The 14,607-nt window shown below is 72.4% G+C and carries 13 protein-coding genes; 5 read left to right on the top strand and 8 right to left on the bottom strand.

Translation table 11 applies throughout. From position 1 onward, the window contains the following. Positions 1-2 precede the first annotated feature (2 nt). Both ACLF6P_RS23740 and ACLF6P_RS23735 read right to left on the bottom strand, forming a co-directional pair. Complete coding sequence (locus tag ACLF6P_RS23740; protein ID WP_415952734.1) at positions 3-1,196, bottom strand: serine hydrolase domain-containing protein; 1,194 nt, start codon at positions 1,194-1,196, stop codon at positions 3-5. Between the two features lie 243 nt (positions 1,197-1,439). Continuing rightward, entirely contained in the window at positions 1,440-1,640 is a 201-nt protein-coding gene (locus tag ACLF6P_RS23735) for a hypothetical protein (protein WP_415952733.1), read from the bottom strand. A gap of 278 nt (positions 1,641-1,918) precedes the next feature. Here ACLF6P_RS23735 and ACLF6P_RS23730 point away from each other — a divergent pair, with 278 nt between their 5' ends. Next, a complete protein-coding gene (locus tag ACLF6P_RS23730; RefSeq protein ID WP_415952732.1) occupies positions 1,919-2,479 on the top strand; it encodes a hypothetical protein in 561 nt (186 codons plus the stop codon). A gap of 259 nt (positions 2,480-2,738) precedes the next feature. Here the strand turns inward: ACLF6P_RS23730 and ACLF6P_RS23725 are convergent, their stop codons facing one another. The 3 genes from ACLF6P_RS23725 to ACLF6P_RS23715 are packed head-to-tail and all read right to left on the bottom strand — an operon-like array spanning position 2,739 to position 5,399. After that, on the bottom strand, positions 2,739-3,530 hold the full coding sequence (locus ACLF6P_RS23725; protein WP_415952794.1) for an energy-coupling factor ABC transporter ATP-binding protein: 792 nt from the start codon (positions 3,528-3,530) through the stop codon (positions 2,739-2,741). Positions 3,531-3,565: 35 nt separating this feature from the next. Further along, positions 3,566-4,327, bottom strand: coding sequence for a cobalt ECF transporter T component CbiQ (gene cbiQ / locus ACLF6P_RS23720; RefSeq protein WP_415952731.1), 762 nt, complete (start codon positions 4,325-4,327; stop codon positions 3,566-3,568). 1 nt (position 4,328) lies between these two features. Further along, positions 4,329-5,399: an energy-coupling factor ABC transporter permease gene (locus ACLF6P_RS23715; protein ID WP_415952729.1), complete on the bottom strand. Its 1,071-nt coding sequence runs from the start codon at positions 5,397-5,399 to the stop codon at positions 4,329-4,331. Between the two features lie 258 nt (positions 5,400-5,657). Between ACLF6P_RS23715 and ACLF6P_RS23710 the strand changes: the two genes are divergently transcribed. From ACLF6P_RS23710 to ACLF6P_RS23700, 3 genes are all read left to right on the top strand, one after another. Next, positions 5,658-6,020, top strand: a complete 363-nt coding sequence (locus ACLF6P_RS23710; RefSeq protein WP_415952727.1) for an SsgA family sporulation/cell division regulator — start codon at positions 5,658-5,660, stop codon at positions 6,018-6,020. A 144-nt stretch (positions 6,021-6,164) separates the two neighbouring features. Next, a complete protein-coding gene (locus ACLF6P_RS23705; RefSeq protein WP_415952793.1) occupies positions 6,165-9,563 on the top strand; it encodes a S41 family peptidase in 3,399 nt (1,132 codons plus the stop codon). A 141-nt stretch (positions 9,564-9,704) separates the two neighbouring features. Then, positions 9,705-10,040, top strand: coding sequence for a hypothetical protein (locus ACLF6P_RS23700; protein ID WP_415952725.1), 336 nt, complete (start codon positions 9,705-9,707; stop codon positions 10,038-10,040). 172 nt (positions 10,041-10,212) lie between these two features. Here ACLF6P_RS23700 and ACLF6P_RS23695 read toward each other — a convergent pair whose 3' ends face one another. Genes ACLF6P_RS23695 through ACLF6P_RS23685 form a run of 3 tightly spaced genes read right to left on the bottom strand, consistent with a single transcriptional unit; the run spans position 10,213 to position 13,729 of the window. After that, entirely contained in the window at positions 10,213-11,097 is an 885-nt protein-coding gene (locus tag ACLF6P_RS23695) for an SDR family oxidoreductase (protein WP_415952723.1), read from the bottom strand. Further along, entirely contained in the window at positions 11,094-12,047 is a 954-nt protein-coding gene (locus tag ACLF6P_RS23690) for an alpha/beta fold hydrolase (RefSeq protein WP_415952721.1), read from the bottom strand. The genes ACLF6P_RS23695 and ACLF6P_RS23690 overlap by 4 nt, the downstream gene beginning before the upstream one ends. Next, positions 12,044-13,729 carry a flavin-containing monooxygenase gene (locus ACLF6P_RS23685; protein ID WP_415952720.1) on the bottom strand — a complete coding sequence of 562 codons (1,686 nt, stop codon included), beginning with the start codon at positions 13,727-13,729 and terminating at the stop codon, positions 12,044-12,046. The genes ACLF6P_RS23690 and ACLF6P_RS23685 overlap by 4 nt, the downstream gene beginning before the upstream one ends. A gap of 197 nt (positions 13,730-13,926) precedes the next feature. Here ACLF6P_RS23685 and ACLF6P_RS23680 point away from each other — a divergent pair, with 197 nt between their 5' ends. Next, a complete protein-coding gene (locus tag ACLF6P_RS23680) occupies positions 13,927-14,550 on the top strand; it encodes a MerR family transcriptional regulator (RefSeq protein WP_415952792.1) in 624 nt (207 codons plus the stop codon). Positions 14,551-14,607: the final 57 nt, after the last annotated feature.

Below are 14,607 nucleotides of genomic sequence, written 5' to 3'. Positions count from 1 at the left end.
GGTCAGCCCAGCGCCGCCAGCGCCGCCCGTACCGCCCGTACCAGCGCCTGGGCCCGTGGGTCCGCCGTGACGCCCTTCTGGAGGCCGTTTGTCGTGTAGCCGAAGGCCACGCCCGTCTCGGGGTCGGCGAAGGCCAGGGGGCCGCCTCGGCCGGGGTGGCCGAAGGAGGAGGGGCCGAGGAGCGGGGATGCTCCGCTGTGGAGCATGTAGCCGGGGCCGAAGCGGGTGTTGACGATCAGGGTGCGGTCGGGGCCCGCGGATTCCTGGGTGCGGGCCTGTGCCACGGTCGCCGGGGTGAACAGCGCCCGGTGTCCGTCCACCTCGCCGATCAGGGAGGCGTAGAAGCGGGCCAGGGAGCGCGCGTTGGCCATCCCGTTCGTGGCGGGCAGTTCCGCGGCCCGGTACGCGGGCGTGTTCTCGTCGGTGGGGGCGAGGGCCGCGAAGGCCCGGCGGGTCAGGGACGAGGGGTCCGCGTACGCCTCCGACACCGCCTGCTTGGGCCGCAGCCGCAGCCCGCCGGGCACGGCAGGCGGATCCACGCGCAGGACTCTCCCCGCCCGGTGCTCGTGCGCGGCGGGCAGCCCCACCCACAGGTCGATCCCGCGCGGCCCGGTGATCTCCTCCGCGAGCCACGTCCCGAGCGTGCGCCCGGTGACCCGCCGCACCAGTTCGCCGATCAGCCAGCCGTACGTGTAGGGGTGGTAGCCGTGGTCGGTGCCCGGCTCCCAGGCGGGCGCCTGCGCGGCGACGGCGCGCGGCCCGGCTTCGGGGTCGAAGAGGTCGGCGAACTCGACCGGTACGTCGAGTACGGGCACCCCGGCCCGGTGCGCGAGCAGGTGCCGTACCCGGGTGTGCTCCTTGCCGGCCGCCTTGTACTCGGGCCAGTACGTTCCCACGGGCGCGTCGAAGTCGAGCAGGCCGCGCTGCTGCAGGATCAGAGGGACGGCGGCGGCGACCCCCTTGGTCGCCGAGCGGACCAGGTGCAGGCTGTCGGACGCCCACGGCACGTCGGAGTCCGCGTCGCGGGACCCGCCCCACAGATCGACCACCGGCCGCCCGCCCAGGTACACGGCGACGGAGGCCCCGCGTTCACCCCGCTCGGCGAAGTTGCGTACGAAAGCCTCCCGCACAGCCTCCCAGCCGGGTTCGACCGTGCCCCGCACCTCGGCACCGTCCGTGCCCTGGACCCCGTTCACGTCACTGCTCCATTCCGTACGGCCGAACCTGTCGAACCCGGCCGACCACCATGGTGCAACGTGCACGGACCCGAGCCGATTCCGGGGCGGGGTGGGGCCACCGGGGCCACCGGGCCACCGGGCCACCGGGCCACCGGGCCACCGGGCCACCGGCATCCGTATGCCGGAGGGCCGTGGGCCTGCACACGCCAGGGGGCCGCGGGCTTACGCCGCCCGCGGCCCCTCCGTCTGTCCTGCGCCTTGTCAGCCGGCCGTCACCAGGTAGCCGAGCAGGGCGACGGCGACGCCCAGCAGGACGATGAACGTCACCGTGGCGACGGCCCCGCCCGCGTCACCGCGGCGGCGGCGCTCGCCGAGTGCGGCCCGCAGGCCCCCGTCCTGCGCGCCGTCCGCACCCGCCGTGTCACTCGCCGCCGGGTCGATCGCGATCGCAGAGTTCTTCACTTGTACTCCTGTGTTGCCTGGCCCCGCCGTGGTCACCGACGGGGGTCTCGCCTCAGCCTTCGCGGCCGAGTTACACAGAGTAGCGAAAACTGGTCCAGACCACCTATCCGGGGCGGCGCGGGACAAGAGGCCGGACGCCGGGCGCCACGAGTCGCCCCACGGGCCGAGCAGAGGGCACGCGGCCCGTCGGACATGGAGCCGATCCTCCCTTTGCTTCACGAGCCGCTCCGGTGAGGATGAGAGACCGCACGTCCGCCCGATGGAGAAACCACCTCGAAATGTGGATCCGCAACCGCCCCAGCCCCTCCTACATCGTCGGCTTCACCGTCTTCGCCTCGGTGTCCACCGTCGCCGCCATCGCCACCTGGCACTCACGGGCGTCCTACATGTGGCTGACTCTCCTCGGCTTCATCCTCGTTCTCGCAGGGCCGCGGGCGCTCGCCCTGTTACCCGTGGCCCGGCTGACGGAGGACGGCCTCACGCTTCACTCGCAGTTCACCGGGCTGCCGAAGCTGAGGTTCCGCTGGGAGGACGTGGAGAGCATCGACGTCATGGGGCAGGTCACGGTCTCCCGCGGGTCCAGCTTCCACTGGAATCACGTCGGGGCGCGGCTGAAGCCGGGCAGGGAGCGGGCCGACCCGAGCGATCCGCGGTTCCGGAAGCGGATGGAGAAGGACAAGGACAGAAGCTGGTACCGCATCCACGAGAGGGCCGTCGGAAACACCGTGTGGTACACCATGGCGGACCCGGCGAGACTGGCCGAGGCGGTCCGCCGGACCCGCCGAGGCGTCAAGGTCAACTACGTGGACGACGGCGAACGCAAGTTCCGCCGGATCTAGCTGGTGCAGTGACCGCAAGGCTTCGGCGTCGCCCGCCGTGAGCCCCGCGCCATCATGGAGCGCGCCGAAGGCGGCATCCCGGGGCGCCCGGAAGCCCTCCCCGGAGGCCTGTGCCGAGGCTGTCGCAGCAATCCGCAGGCGGGAGGGCCGGAGACGCCGGGTCGCGACATGCGCACCCACGCCGCCCGCCTGCGGGCCGCGCTCGGCGCCACGCCCTGAGGGCGCGGATCGAGCCGCGGATCGAGCCGCGGATCGGGCCTCAGCCCGTCCGTACCGACCGCGGGTCGAAGCCGAAGGGGAGCTCCAGGCGGTTGGCGTGCATCAGCTCCTCGTCCACGAGGAGGTCGGCGGTCGGGCCGTCCGCCGCGATCGCGCCCTCGCTGAGGATGAGGGAGCGGGGGCAGAGTTCGAGGGCGTACGGCAGGTCGTGGGTGACCATGAGGACCGTCACGTCGAGCGAGCGCAGGATGTCGGCGAGCTCGCGGCGCGAGGCCGGGTCGAGGTTCGAGGAGGGCTCGTCGAGGACCAGGATCTCGGGTTCCATCGCGAGCACCGTGGCGACGGCCACGCGGCGGCGCTGCCCGAAGGAGAGGTGGTGCGGGGGCCGGTCGGCGAAGGCCTCCATGCCCACCAGGGACAGGGCCTTGTGCACGCAGGCCTCCAGTTCCGCGCCGCGCAGCCCCGCCGCGGCCGGCCCGAAGGCGACATCCTCGCGGACGGTCGGCATGAACAGCTGGTCGTCGGGGTCCTGGAAGACGATGCCGACCCGGCGGCGCACCTCGGCGAAGTGCTTCTTGACGACGGGCACACCCGCGACGTGCACCGCGCCCACTCCCCCGCCGAGGATCCCGTTGAGGTGCAGGACGAGGGTCGTCTTGCCCGCGCCGTTCGGTCCGAGCAGTGCGACCCGCTCGCCGCGCGCGATGCTGAAGTCGACGCCGAACAGGGCCTGGTGGCCGTCGGGGTAGGCGTACGCCAGGCCTCGTACGTCGAGGGACGTCGGCGCGGAGGCCGCCGCGGAGGGCGACCCGGAGGCGGGCGCGGAGGCCATCTCGGAGGCCGGCGTCGAGGGCGATACGGAAGCTGTCACAGGAACCACCCCAACAGGCAGACGAGCAGAGCACATACGGGAAGCGTGAACGCGTACGACCACTGCACACGCGAGGCGGTCACCTCGTCGATCACCGGCATCGTGCCCGTGTACCCCCGGCTGACCATGGCGAGGTGGACCCGCTCGCCGCGTTCGTAGGAGCGGATGAAGAGCGCTCCCGCGGTCTTGGCGAGGACGCCCCACTGGCGGATGCCGCGGGCCTCGAAGCCGCGGGATTCGCGGGCGATGCGCATCCGGCGCAGCTCGTCGGTGATGACGTCCCCGTAGCGGATCATGAAGGAGGCGATCTGGACGAGCAGCGGCGGGAGTTTGAGGCGCTGGAGGCCGAGGAGGAGTTCGCGCAGTTCGGTGGTGGAGGCGAGGAGTACGGAGGCGGCGACGCCGAGGGTGCCCTTGGCGAGGATGTTCCACGCGCCCCAGAGGCCGCTGACGCTCAGCGACATGCCGAGCACCTCGGTCCGCTCGCCCTGGGCGACGAACGGCAGCAGGACCGCGAAGGCCACGAACGGCACCTCGAAGAGGAGGCGCTTGAGGAGGAATCCGGCGGGGATGCGGGCCACGCCGGCGACCACGGCGAGCAGCACCGCGTAGAGCCCGAAGGCCCAGACCGCCTCGCGCGGGGTGGAGACGACCACCACGACGAAGCAGAGGACGGCGGCGAGCTTGCAGTGCGGCGGCAGGGCGTGCACGGGTGAGTGCCCGTGCCGGTAGAGCTTGTGCGCGTGGCCCGCACCCATGTCAGACGGCTTCCGGGGTACGCGAGTCGGTAGCGGCGTCTGCGGCGGCAGGAGTCCCGGAGCGCCGCTTGCGTACGACGAGGAAGACGCCGGTGCCGACGAGGACGGTGGCGCCGACGCCGATCACGCCCGCGAGGCCGCCGGAGAGCCGCTCGTTGTCGACGTCCTTGACGCCGTAGTCGGCGAGCGGGGAGTCGGCCGTGGCGTGCTCGCGGGTCTCGGCGCCCTTGTCGAAGCCCTTGTCGGCGGCGACCTTCTCCAGGCCGTCGGGGTCGGCGGAGGCGTAGAAGGAGACGAAACCGGCGAGCGCGAGGGAGGCGACGAGTCCGGTGATCCACACCTTGCGCGGGGAGCGGACGGGGCCCTGGACGACCGTGGGCTCGGCGTCGACGAGCTCGCCGCCGACGCGCAGCTTGAGCGGGGTGCTCAGGCCGCGGGCGCCGTGCACGAGGTCGGGGCGTACGGCGATCACCGCGCCGACGGTGGCCGCGGTGATGGCGGCCTCGCCGATGCCGATGAGGGTGTGCACGCCGACCATCGCCGTGAAGACAGTGCCCAGCGGCACCTCGGTGACCCCGCCGACCGCGTACACGAGGACGAAGGCGGCCGCCGAGGCCGGTACGGAGACCAGCGCGGCGACGAAGGAGGCGATGGTGACGGAGCGGCGGTTCTTCGGCAGCAGCTTGAGCAGGCCGCGGAAGAGCGCGTACGCGACGACGGCGGTGACGACGCCCATGACCGTGATGTTGACGCCGAGCGCGGTGAGCCCGCCGTCGGCGAAGAGCACGCCCTGGAGGAGCAGCACCACGGCTATGCACAGCACACCGGCGTACGGTCCGACGAGGATGGCGGCGAGCGCACCGCCCAGGAGGTGCCCGCTGGTGCCGGCGGCGACCGGGAAGTTCAGCATCTGCACGGCGAAGATGAACGCGGCGACCAGGCCCGCGAGCGGCGCGGTGCGATCGTCGAGCTCGCGGCGCGCGCCGCGCAGGCAGACGGCGACGGCACCGGCGGCTACGACTCCGGCGGCGGCCGAGACGGGTGCGTTGATGAATCCGTCGGGGACATGCATGGCAGGGGCTCTCCGCTCTGCGGGGACTCGTGGCGTGCTGGTGGGGGCTCGTGGCGTGCTGTGCGGTGCTCGTGCGGTGCCGGGTGGTGAACCGTTCGATGATAGGGGCTTCTTGCGAAGGGCTTGCAAGAGCGACCTGTGGCCAGGAGGTGGCCGAGCTCACAGGCGGAGGCGAGTAAACGGGGCTTAAATCAGACATACAGGGGCATACAGATTTGGTTGCTACGTGAACGCTTCTACGTTGTGAGGAGCTCTCCGATGGACCAGGAGCACCAACGGGCGGGTCAGGTCTGCACCCGCGCCCACCTCGTCACCGACACCGACGGTGACGACACCCACCGGGCCGTCCGGGTCGCGCTGCGCCAGGCGCCCGAGGGGCCCGTGCACATCATGATCGTCGGCCACGACGCCCCCGGCTGGTCGCTTCCCCGCGAGGTGCTCGAACAGGGCATGGCGGCTCCCGCCTCCGGCGGCGGCGCCCGGGTCTGGCCCTGCGGGCGGGTCGCGACCGTCGTCGAGTTCCATACGGGGCACAGCGTCGCGGTCCTCCAGCTGGACAACGCCTGCCTGAGCCGCTTCCTGCGCCGCACGGCGGCGGCACCCGAGCCGGCGGCGCGCTGAAAGCCGGACCCGGGACCCGAGCCGGCCGCCCGCCGCAAGCCGGCCGCCCGCGGCGAGATCGGCCGCCCGCCGCAAGATGGGCCGCCAATCCGAGTTGCCGCACCCCGTTCAGCGGAAAAGCATGAGTGGGTGAGCGACTCTGCGATGACCACGACAGCCGCGTACCTCCGCTTCCCGCACCTGCACGGCGACCTCGTCTGCTTCGCCGCCGAGGACGATCTCTGGCTCAGTCCGATCACGCCCGAGGGCGCGGCCCCCCAGCGGGCCTGGCGGCTCACCGTCGACCGCACCCGCGTCAGCCACCCGCGCTTCTCCCCGGACGGCACCCGGATCGCGTACACGACCTGGCGCAGTCTCGATCCGGAGATCCATGTCGTCCCCGTCGAGGGCGGGCCCGCGCAGCGGCTCACGTACTGGGGGAACACCGACACCCGCGTCTGCGGCTGGTCCCCGGACGGGGACATCCTCGCCGTCGCCAGCCACGGCCAGCCCTTCTCGTACTTCTCCTGGGCCTACACCGTGCCGACCGACGGCTCCCCCGGCGGCAAGATGCCCTGGGGTCCGGTCAGCGACATCGCGGTCGCCGACGTCGACGGTGAGCGCCGTACCCTGCTGCTCACCGGCAAACCGCCGCACGAGCCCGCCGCCTGGAAGCGGTACCGGGGCGGGGCCATGGGCCGGCTGTGGCTGCACGGCAAGCGGCTGCTCGAAGACCTCGGCGGGCATATCGCCTCGCCGATGTTCGTACGCGGCCGGATCGCCTTCCTCTCCGACCACGAGGGCATCGGCAACCTGTACTCCTGCGCACCCGACGGCACCGACCTCCGGCGCCACACCGACCACGACGCCTTCTACGCCCGGCACGCCTCCAGCGACGGCGAGCGGATCGTCTACCAGTGCGCCGGTGACATCTGGCTCGTCGACGACCTGTCCCCCGAGTCAGAGCCCCGGCGTCTGCCCATGCGGCTCGGCGGGCCGCGGGTGGGGCGGCGCTCCTACCAGGTGCCCGCCGCGAACCATGTCGACGGCATCTCCGTGGACACCACGGGCCGCGCGAGCGCGGTCTGCGTCCGCGGCAGCCTGTACTGGCTGACCCACCGCGACGGCCCGGCCCGCACCATCGTCGACACCCCGGGCGTGCGGGTGCGGCTGCCGGAGATGCTGGGGACCGGCGGGCAGGTGGCGTACGTGACGGACGCCGACGGCGAGGACGCGGTGGAGATCTCGTATCTGCCGCGCGCCAGCGGCGAACGCGCCCCGCGCCGGCTCGCCTCCGGGGAGCTGGGCCGGGTGCAGGAACTGGTCTCCGACCCGGAGGGCGAACGCATCGCGGTCGCCTCGAACGACGGGCGGCTGCTGCTCATCGACGTGTCCGAGGAGGCGGGCGGCATGTCCGAGGAGGCGGGCGGCGCGTCCGAGGAGGCTGGGGGCGAGGAGTCCGGCGGCGACAGGGCGGGCGGCGACGGGGCGGGCGGCGACGGGGCGGGCGGTGACGGATCCGGCCGCAACGGCCCCGGCGGCGAGGTCACCGAGCTGATCCGTTCCGTCAACGGGCCGGTGCGCGACCTGGCCTTCTCGCCGGACGGCGCCTGGCTGACCTGGTCGCATCCCGGGATCGGGCGCTCCCTGCGGCAGATCAAAATGGCCCGGATCACCGGCCCCGGCGCCCGCTCCGTCATCGATGTCACCGACGGCCGCTTCGAGGACGAGAACCCCGTATTCACCAGCGACGGCCGCTACCTCGCCTTCCTCTCCTGGCGCGGCTTCGACCCGGTGTACGACGTGCACACCGGCGACCTGTCGTTCCCGCTCGGCTGCCGCCCCTATCTCGTACCGCTGTCCTCGGCGACCCCGTCCCCGTTCGCGCTCTCGCCCGACGGGCGGCCCGCGGCGGGCGGCCTCGATCCCGTCGAGGGCGAGAACAGCGAGGGCGGCGAGGGCACGGTCCTCGTGGAGACCGAAGGGCTCGCCGACCGGGTGACGCCGTTCCCGGTCGCCGCCTCCAAGTACTCCTCGCTCGCGGCCGTCGGCGGCGGCGGTCTGGTGTGGCTGCGCTGGCCGATCTCCGGCGCGCTCGGCGAGACCTTCGCGAACCCGGCGGACACCTCGGGGCGGCCGACCCTCGAGTACTTCGACATCTCCAAGGCGAAGAAGACCGAACTCGTCGACGACCTCGACTGGTTCGCGCTCAGCGGCGACCTCAGCCGACTCGTCGTGGTCGACGAGGGCGAACTGCGGGCCGTGCCCTCCACCGAGTCCGGCGACGGCGATTCGACGGTCTGGATCGACCTGCGCCGCATCGTGCACGAGGTCGACCCGCCGCAGGAATGGCGGCAGGCCTACGACGAGGCCGGCCGCATCACCCGGCACCTGTTCTGGGAGCCCGGCATGTGCGGCGTCGACTGGCCGGGCGTCCTCGACCAGTACCGGCCGCTCGTCGAACGGGTCGCGTCCCCCGACGAGTTCGCCGACCTGCTGCGCGAGGCCCTCGGCGAACTCGGCACCTCGCACGCGTACGTGACACCCGCCCGCCGCAACGAGGGGCCACCGCACTACCAGCGCGCCCAGGGCCTGCTCGGCGCCAACTTCGTCTGCCGCGACGGGCGGTGGCTCATCAAACGGGTGCTGCCCGGCGACAACTCCGACTCCCGGGCCCGCTCCCCGCTCGCCGGGCTCGGCCTGCGTGAAGGCGCCGTCCTCACCCATGTCAACGGCCACCCCGTGGACCCGGTCGCCGGTCCGTACCCGCTCCTCGCGGGCACCGGCGGCACCACCGTCGAGCTGACCTTCACACCGGCCGGGGGCAAGGGCCGCGCGCGGCGCGTCGCGGTCGTCCCGCTGGTCGACGAACGGCCGCTGCGCTACCAGGACTGGGTGGCCAAACGGCGCGGGGTGGTACGGGACCTGAGCCACGGCAAGTGCGGCTATCTGCACATCCCCGACATGGGCGGCTCCGGCTGGGCGCAGTTCAACCGGGACGTCCGGATGGAGGTGTCGCGCCCGGCGCTGCTCGTCGACGTGCGCGGCAACGCGGGCGGGCACATCAGCGAACTCGTCGTCGAGAAGCTCACCCGCTCGATCCTCGGCTGGGATCTGACCCGCGACGCCCAGCCCGTCTCGTACGCCTCGAACGCGCCGCGCGGGCCGATCGTGGCGCTCGCCGACGAGGCCACCTCCTCGGACGGCGACATGATCACGGCGGCGTTCAAGCTGCTCGGGCTCGGTCCCGTGGTCGGGCAGCGCACCTGGGGCGGGGTGGTCGGCATGACCGGGCGCCACCGGCTCGGCGACGGCACGGTGATCACGGTGCCGATGAACGCGGCCTGGTTCGACACATACGGCTGGTCCGTCGAGAACCACGGCGTGGAACCGGACTTCGAGGCGCTGCGCACCCCGCTGGACTGGGCGGAAGGCCGCCACGCACAGCTCGACGACGCGGTACGGCTCGCCCTGGAGCTCCTGGAACAGGAACCGGCCGCCGTCCCGCCCGACTACTCCGCCGTACCTGACCGGCGGCGGCCCAAGTTGCCGCCGCGGCAGTGATGTACGTGATGTGCCGAGCCCGCACGGCCCTTGGGGCGACGGGGCTGACGGACGGTGACGGAGATCGAAATGCGCGCTATACCCGGTCATGCCACGCTGGTCGAGGCCCAATCCCCTCACCCACCTCAGGAGTGAACATTCATGGGCATCGCCGACCAGTTCAAGGACAAGGCCTCAGAGGTCCAGAACCGCGCGAAGGGCGCGATGGACGACGCCAGCGAGAAGACCTCCCAGGCCGCCGAGCAGGCCAGGGAACAGGCCTCGCAGCAGGGCCGGAAGACGCAGCAGCAGGCCCAGCGCGGCGCACAGGAGGCCCGGGAGCGCGCCGGACAGGCGCGACCGCAGGCCGAACGCGGTGCCCAGCAGGCCCAGGAACGCGGCGCACAGCAGCAACGCGGCACGCAGCAGGAGCAGGACTCCCCGAAGAACCCCTACCGCCAGCAGTCCTTCGACGACTCGAAGGACTACGAGTCCTGACCCGGCGCGACTGATCCGCCGCGTCTGATCCACGCATCGCGCACTGCGCATCGCACTCTGCGCGAAGAGGGCGCACCCGGAGGTCCCGGGTGCGCCCTCTGCCATGTGCTACGAGCCGTGCGGGCCTACCGTACGGGCCCACGAGCCGAACGGGCCTACGAGCCGTACAGGCCTACGAGTTGTGCGAGCTGCGCCCCGCCTCGTCCGCGGCCCCGCCCGCCCCCACGAGCCCCCGGTTGCCGGAGCCGAAGCGGCCCTCGAAGCGCTTCATCTCGCGGCCGCCCACCGTGCCGATGGCCGAGGGCAGATAACCGCGCACGGACTGCATCCCGCGCAGCCACCACTGCCCGTAGACATGCGCCGAGCGCCGCTCGATCCCGGCGACGATCCGGTCGACGGCCGGACCCAGCGGATACGTCTTGTTGGACGGCCACGGCAGCCGCGCGCGCAGCTCCCGCATCACGTCGTCCTCGTCCGCGCCGCGCACCATGTCCGTGTCGGTCCAGGACAGATAGCCGACCCCGACCCGTACGCCCTGGTAGCCGACTTCGGCACGCAGGCTGTGTGCGAAGGCCTCGACGCCGGACTTGGAGGCGCAGTACGCGCTCATCATCGGCGCGGGCGTCATCGCCGCGAGCGAGGCGATCTGCAGGAAGTAGCCCCGGCTCTCCATCAGGACGGGCAGGAAGGCGCGCCCGGTCACGGCCGAGCCGATCAGATTGACCTCGATCACCCGCCGCCAGGCAACGGGATCCGAGTCGGTGAACGGACCGCCCGCTGCCACCCCGGCGTTGGCGACCACGATGTCCACCTTGCCGAAGCGTTCCTTGACCTCCTGCGCGACCCGCGCCATCGCCACGTGGTCGGTGATGTCGGCGTGCCAGTGGTCGGAGTCGGTGTGCAGCTTGGAGGAGACCTCCTTGAGCAGCTCGGGCTCCAGGCCGACCAGGGCCACCTTCGCGCCGCGCGCGGAGAGCTTGCGCGCGAGCAGTTCCCCGACGCCGCGCGCCGCCCCGGTGACCACGGCGACCTGTCCTTCGAGGGCGACCTTGCTCATGCCCCCTCCTTCACTTCGGTGCGGGCCGACGCCACGGCATGGGCGGCGGCGAGTTGACGTATGCGGGTGTTGACGAGATCCGGGGCTTCCACCGGGGTCATGTGGCCGAGCCCCGCCAGCTCGGTGAACTCGGCGCAGTCGGGCAGCGCGGCCACGATGGCGCGGGCGCCGACGGGCGGGGTGAACTTGTCGGCGGCCCCCACGAGCACGGTCGTGGGAGCGGTGAGGCGCGCCAGGTTCGCCTCGACGTCGAGCGTGGCGAGCACCCGGCCCCAGGCCTGGCGCACGGCGCGCGGGCAGGCGTGCACGATACGGGCGCAGGCCTCGACCTTCTCGCGCGAGGAACCGGGGCCCATCGTCGCGTACTTCAGGACCGCGCGGGCGATCGGCGTGACCGGGCCGAGCGGCGCCTTGGAGTGCAGCAGCGCGCGGTGCAGCCGGGTGCGCAGCCGCCCCGCGCGGGCCGGGGCCACCGTGGCCCGCTCCGGCAGCCGCACCATGCCGGTGCTGCAGAGCAGCACGGCCGCCGTGTGCTCCTCGGCCTTCGGGCTCCCGGCCGCCGCCATGAGGGTCATCCCGCCCATGGAGTGGCCGACGAGCACGGCCTTCTCGCCCGGTGCGAGCGTGGCGGCGAGCACCGCTTCGAGGTCCTCGACGAGGGTGGCGACGTCGTAGCCGCCGGGCCTGAAGGAGGCCGGGGAGCGGCCGTGGCCGCGCTGGTCGTAGGCGATGACACGGTGCTCGCGGGCCAGCTCCCGGATCTGCGCGGCCCAGAAGGCCGTCGAGCAGACCCAGCCGTGCACCAGCACCACGGCGGGCGCGGCGGGATCGTCGACAGGGCCGTGCACCTCGACGTGCAGGCGCGCGCCGTCGGCGGAGACGGCGGTCAGTTCGCGGGCGGCGACCGGCGGGGCATAGGGGCCGGAGGTCACGTGCGTCAAGCGGCTCATGCGTCCACCTTTTCGGTCCGGTTCGTGTTCTTGTTGCCGGCGTTCTTCGTGCTTTTCTCCGTGCTCTTCTCCGTGCTCTGCGCGTGCGTGGTCTTCGTGTCCACGGCCCTCTGCGCGCCCTTCTCACCCTTCGCGCCCTTCGCGGCCTTCGCGCCCTTCGCTCCCTTGGCGCCCGTCACGGGTTCCGCGGCCTTCGGCGGCCGGATCACCTCGTACTCCGCGAGGTCGACGCGCCGGGTGGCGGAGCGGAACTCGGTGGTGGTGCCCGGCCAGACGGTGGTGTTGACGCCGTTGGCGTCCAGGTACCAGCTGGTGCAGCCTCCGGTGTTCCACACCGTGCGCTTCATCCGCTCCTGTACGCGCCGGTTCCAGGCGTTGACGGCGGAGGGCCGTGCGGCGAGTGCGGCCCGGCCGCCGAGGGTGTCGAGCTGACGCAGGTAGTCGGCCAGGTAGTTCAGCTGGGACTCGATCATGAGGATCATCGAGGAGTTCCCGAGCCCGGTGTTGGGGCCGATGATCGTCATCCAGTTGGGGAAGCCGGCGGCGGTCGCGCCGCGCAGCGACTTCATCCCGTCCCGCCAGGACTCGGCGAGCGTCTGCCCCTCGGCGCCGGTCACCCGGTCCGCGATCGGCAGGTCGGTCACGTGGAAGCCGGTGCCGAAGACGATCGCGTCGACCTCGGTCTCGGTGCCGTCGGCGGCCACGAGCGTGTTGCCGCGTATTTCCGCGAGCCCGCTGGCGACGACGTCGACGTTGGCCTTGGCGAGCGCCGGGTAGTACGCGTTGGAGAGCAGGATCCGCTTGCAGCCGATGCGGTAGGTCGGGGTCAGCTTGCGGCGCAGCTCCGGGTCCTTGACCGAACGGTGCATATTGGCCTTGGCCAGCTTCTCGACCAGGCCGAGCTCGTTCGGGCGCTTGGTGAACGCCTGGACCTGCAGCTCCCGTATCCCCCACAGCAGCCCGCGCCGCAGCTGCGCGGTGAACGGCAGCTGCCGGTGCAGCCAGCGCTCGGCGGCGGTGATCGCACGGTCGGCGCGCGGCAGGACCCACGGCGGGGTGCGCTGGAAGAGCGTGACGTGGCCGGCCGTCTTCTGGATCTCCGGCACGATCTGGATCGCGGAGGCCCCGGTGCCGATCATCGCGACACGCTTGCCGCGCAGGTCGTAGCCGTGGTCCCACTGCGCGGAGTGGAAGACCTTGCCCTCGAAGCCGTCGAGGCCGGGGATGTCCGGGATCTTCGGGTCGGAGAGCGGACCGGTCGCGGAGACGACCACGTCGGCGGTGAGCGTCCCCCCGGCCGTCTCCACCACCCAGTGCAGCCGCTCGGTGTCCCAGCGCATGTGCTTGACCTCGGAGTCGAGGCGCAGGTGCGGCCGCAGCCCGAAGGTGTCGGCGACATGCTCCAGATACGACCGGATGTGCTCCTGGCCGGAGAAGGTGCGCGGCCATTCGGGGTGGGGTGCGAAGGAGAAGGAGTAGAGGTGGCTCGGCACATCGCAGGCACAGCCCGGATAGCTGTTGTCGCGCCAGGTGCCGCCGACGGCGCCGGCGCGTTCGAGGACCACGAAGTCCGTGATGCCCTCGCGGCGGAGCCGAACGGCCGCGCCGAGCCCGCCGAAGCCGGAGCCGATCACCGCCACCCGCACATGCTCGTGCTCGTGCTCCTGCTCCTGCTCGCCCATGCAGCCCGCCTCCCGAAGTACGCGACGACCATGCCAGTAACCACTGGCACAGTGGGGAGAGTAGAGCAGCTCCGTACTCATGGGTAGGGGTTCGGCGAGACAAGTTACCGGCGGTACAACATAAGGTGCTCGACGTGGCGGAGAAGGCTAAGGAAGCAAAGCAGTCAGGAGCCCCGAAGGGCGTCCGCGAGTACCGCATGACGGAGCTCGCCGAAGCGGCCGGCATCCCGGTGCGCACCCTGCGCTTCTACCGCGAACGCGGCCTCATCCCGCCGCCGCGCCGCGAGGGCCGCATCGCCTGGTACGACGAACACCACCTGGCCCGGCTGCACACCATCAGCGCGATGCTGGAACGCGGCCACACGCTCTCCGTGATCGCCGAGCTGAACGAGGCCCTGGAATCGGGCCGCGACGTCAGCGAGGTGCTCGGCATCGACCCCACCGAGGAGACCCCGGTCCGCCTCAGCCCGGAGGAACTGGCCGACGCCTTCGCGGGCGAGGTCACCCCCGAGAACCTCGCCGCAGCCCTCGACATGGGCTACCTCGCCGCCGACGGCGAGGAGATCGTGCACATCAGCCGCCGCCTCCTCGACGCCTCCACGGCCCTGGTCCGCGCGGGCGTCCCGCTCGCGGAGGTCCTGCAGGCGGGCGCGCGCGTACGGCAGCACGCGGACGCGCTGGCCGAACTCTTCCTCACCACGGTCCGCACCCACGCCCCGGACGCGGGCGTCGAAAAGCTCCGCCCCCTGGCGAAGGCCGTGGTGGAGGCGGAGCTGTCACTGGCGCTGGACCGGCGGCTGGCGGCGGAGGAGCAGGCCTGAGACCGCGACCGGGGCCACCACCGCAACGAGAGCCGGGGCGGACCCGAGGGCCGCACC

Source organism: Streptomyces lothianensis (genome assembly GCF_047779955.1).
Lineage (GTDB): Bacteria > Actinomycetota > Actinomycetes > Streptomycetales > Streptomycetaceae > Streptomyces.
Note: the sequence above shows the minus strand (reverse complement) of the source record. Positions and strands in the feature narration are given on the sequence as shown.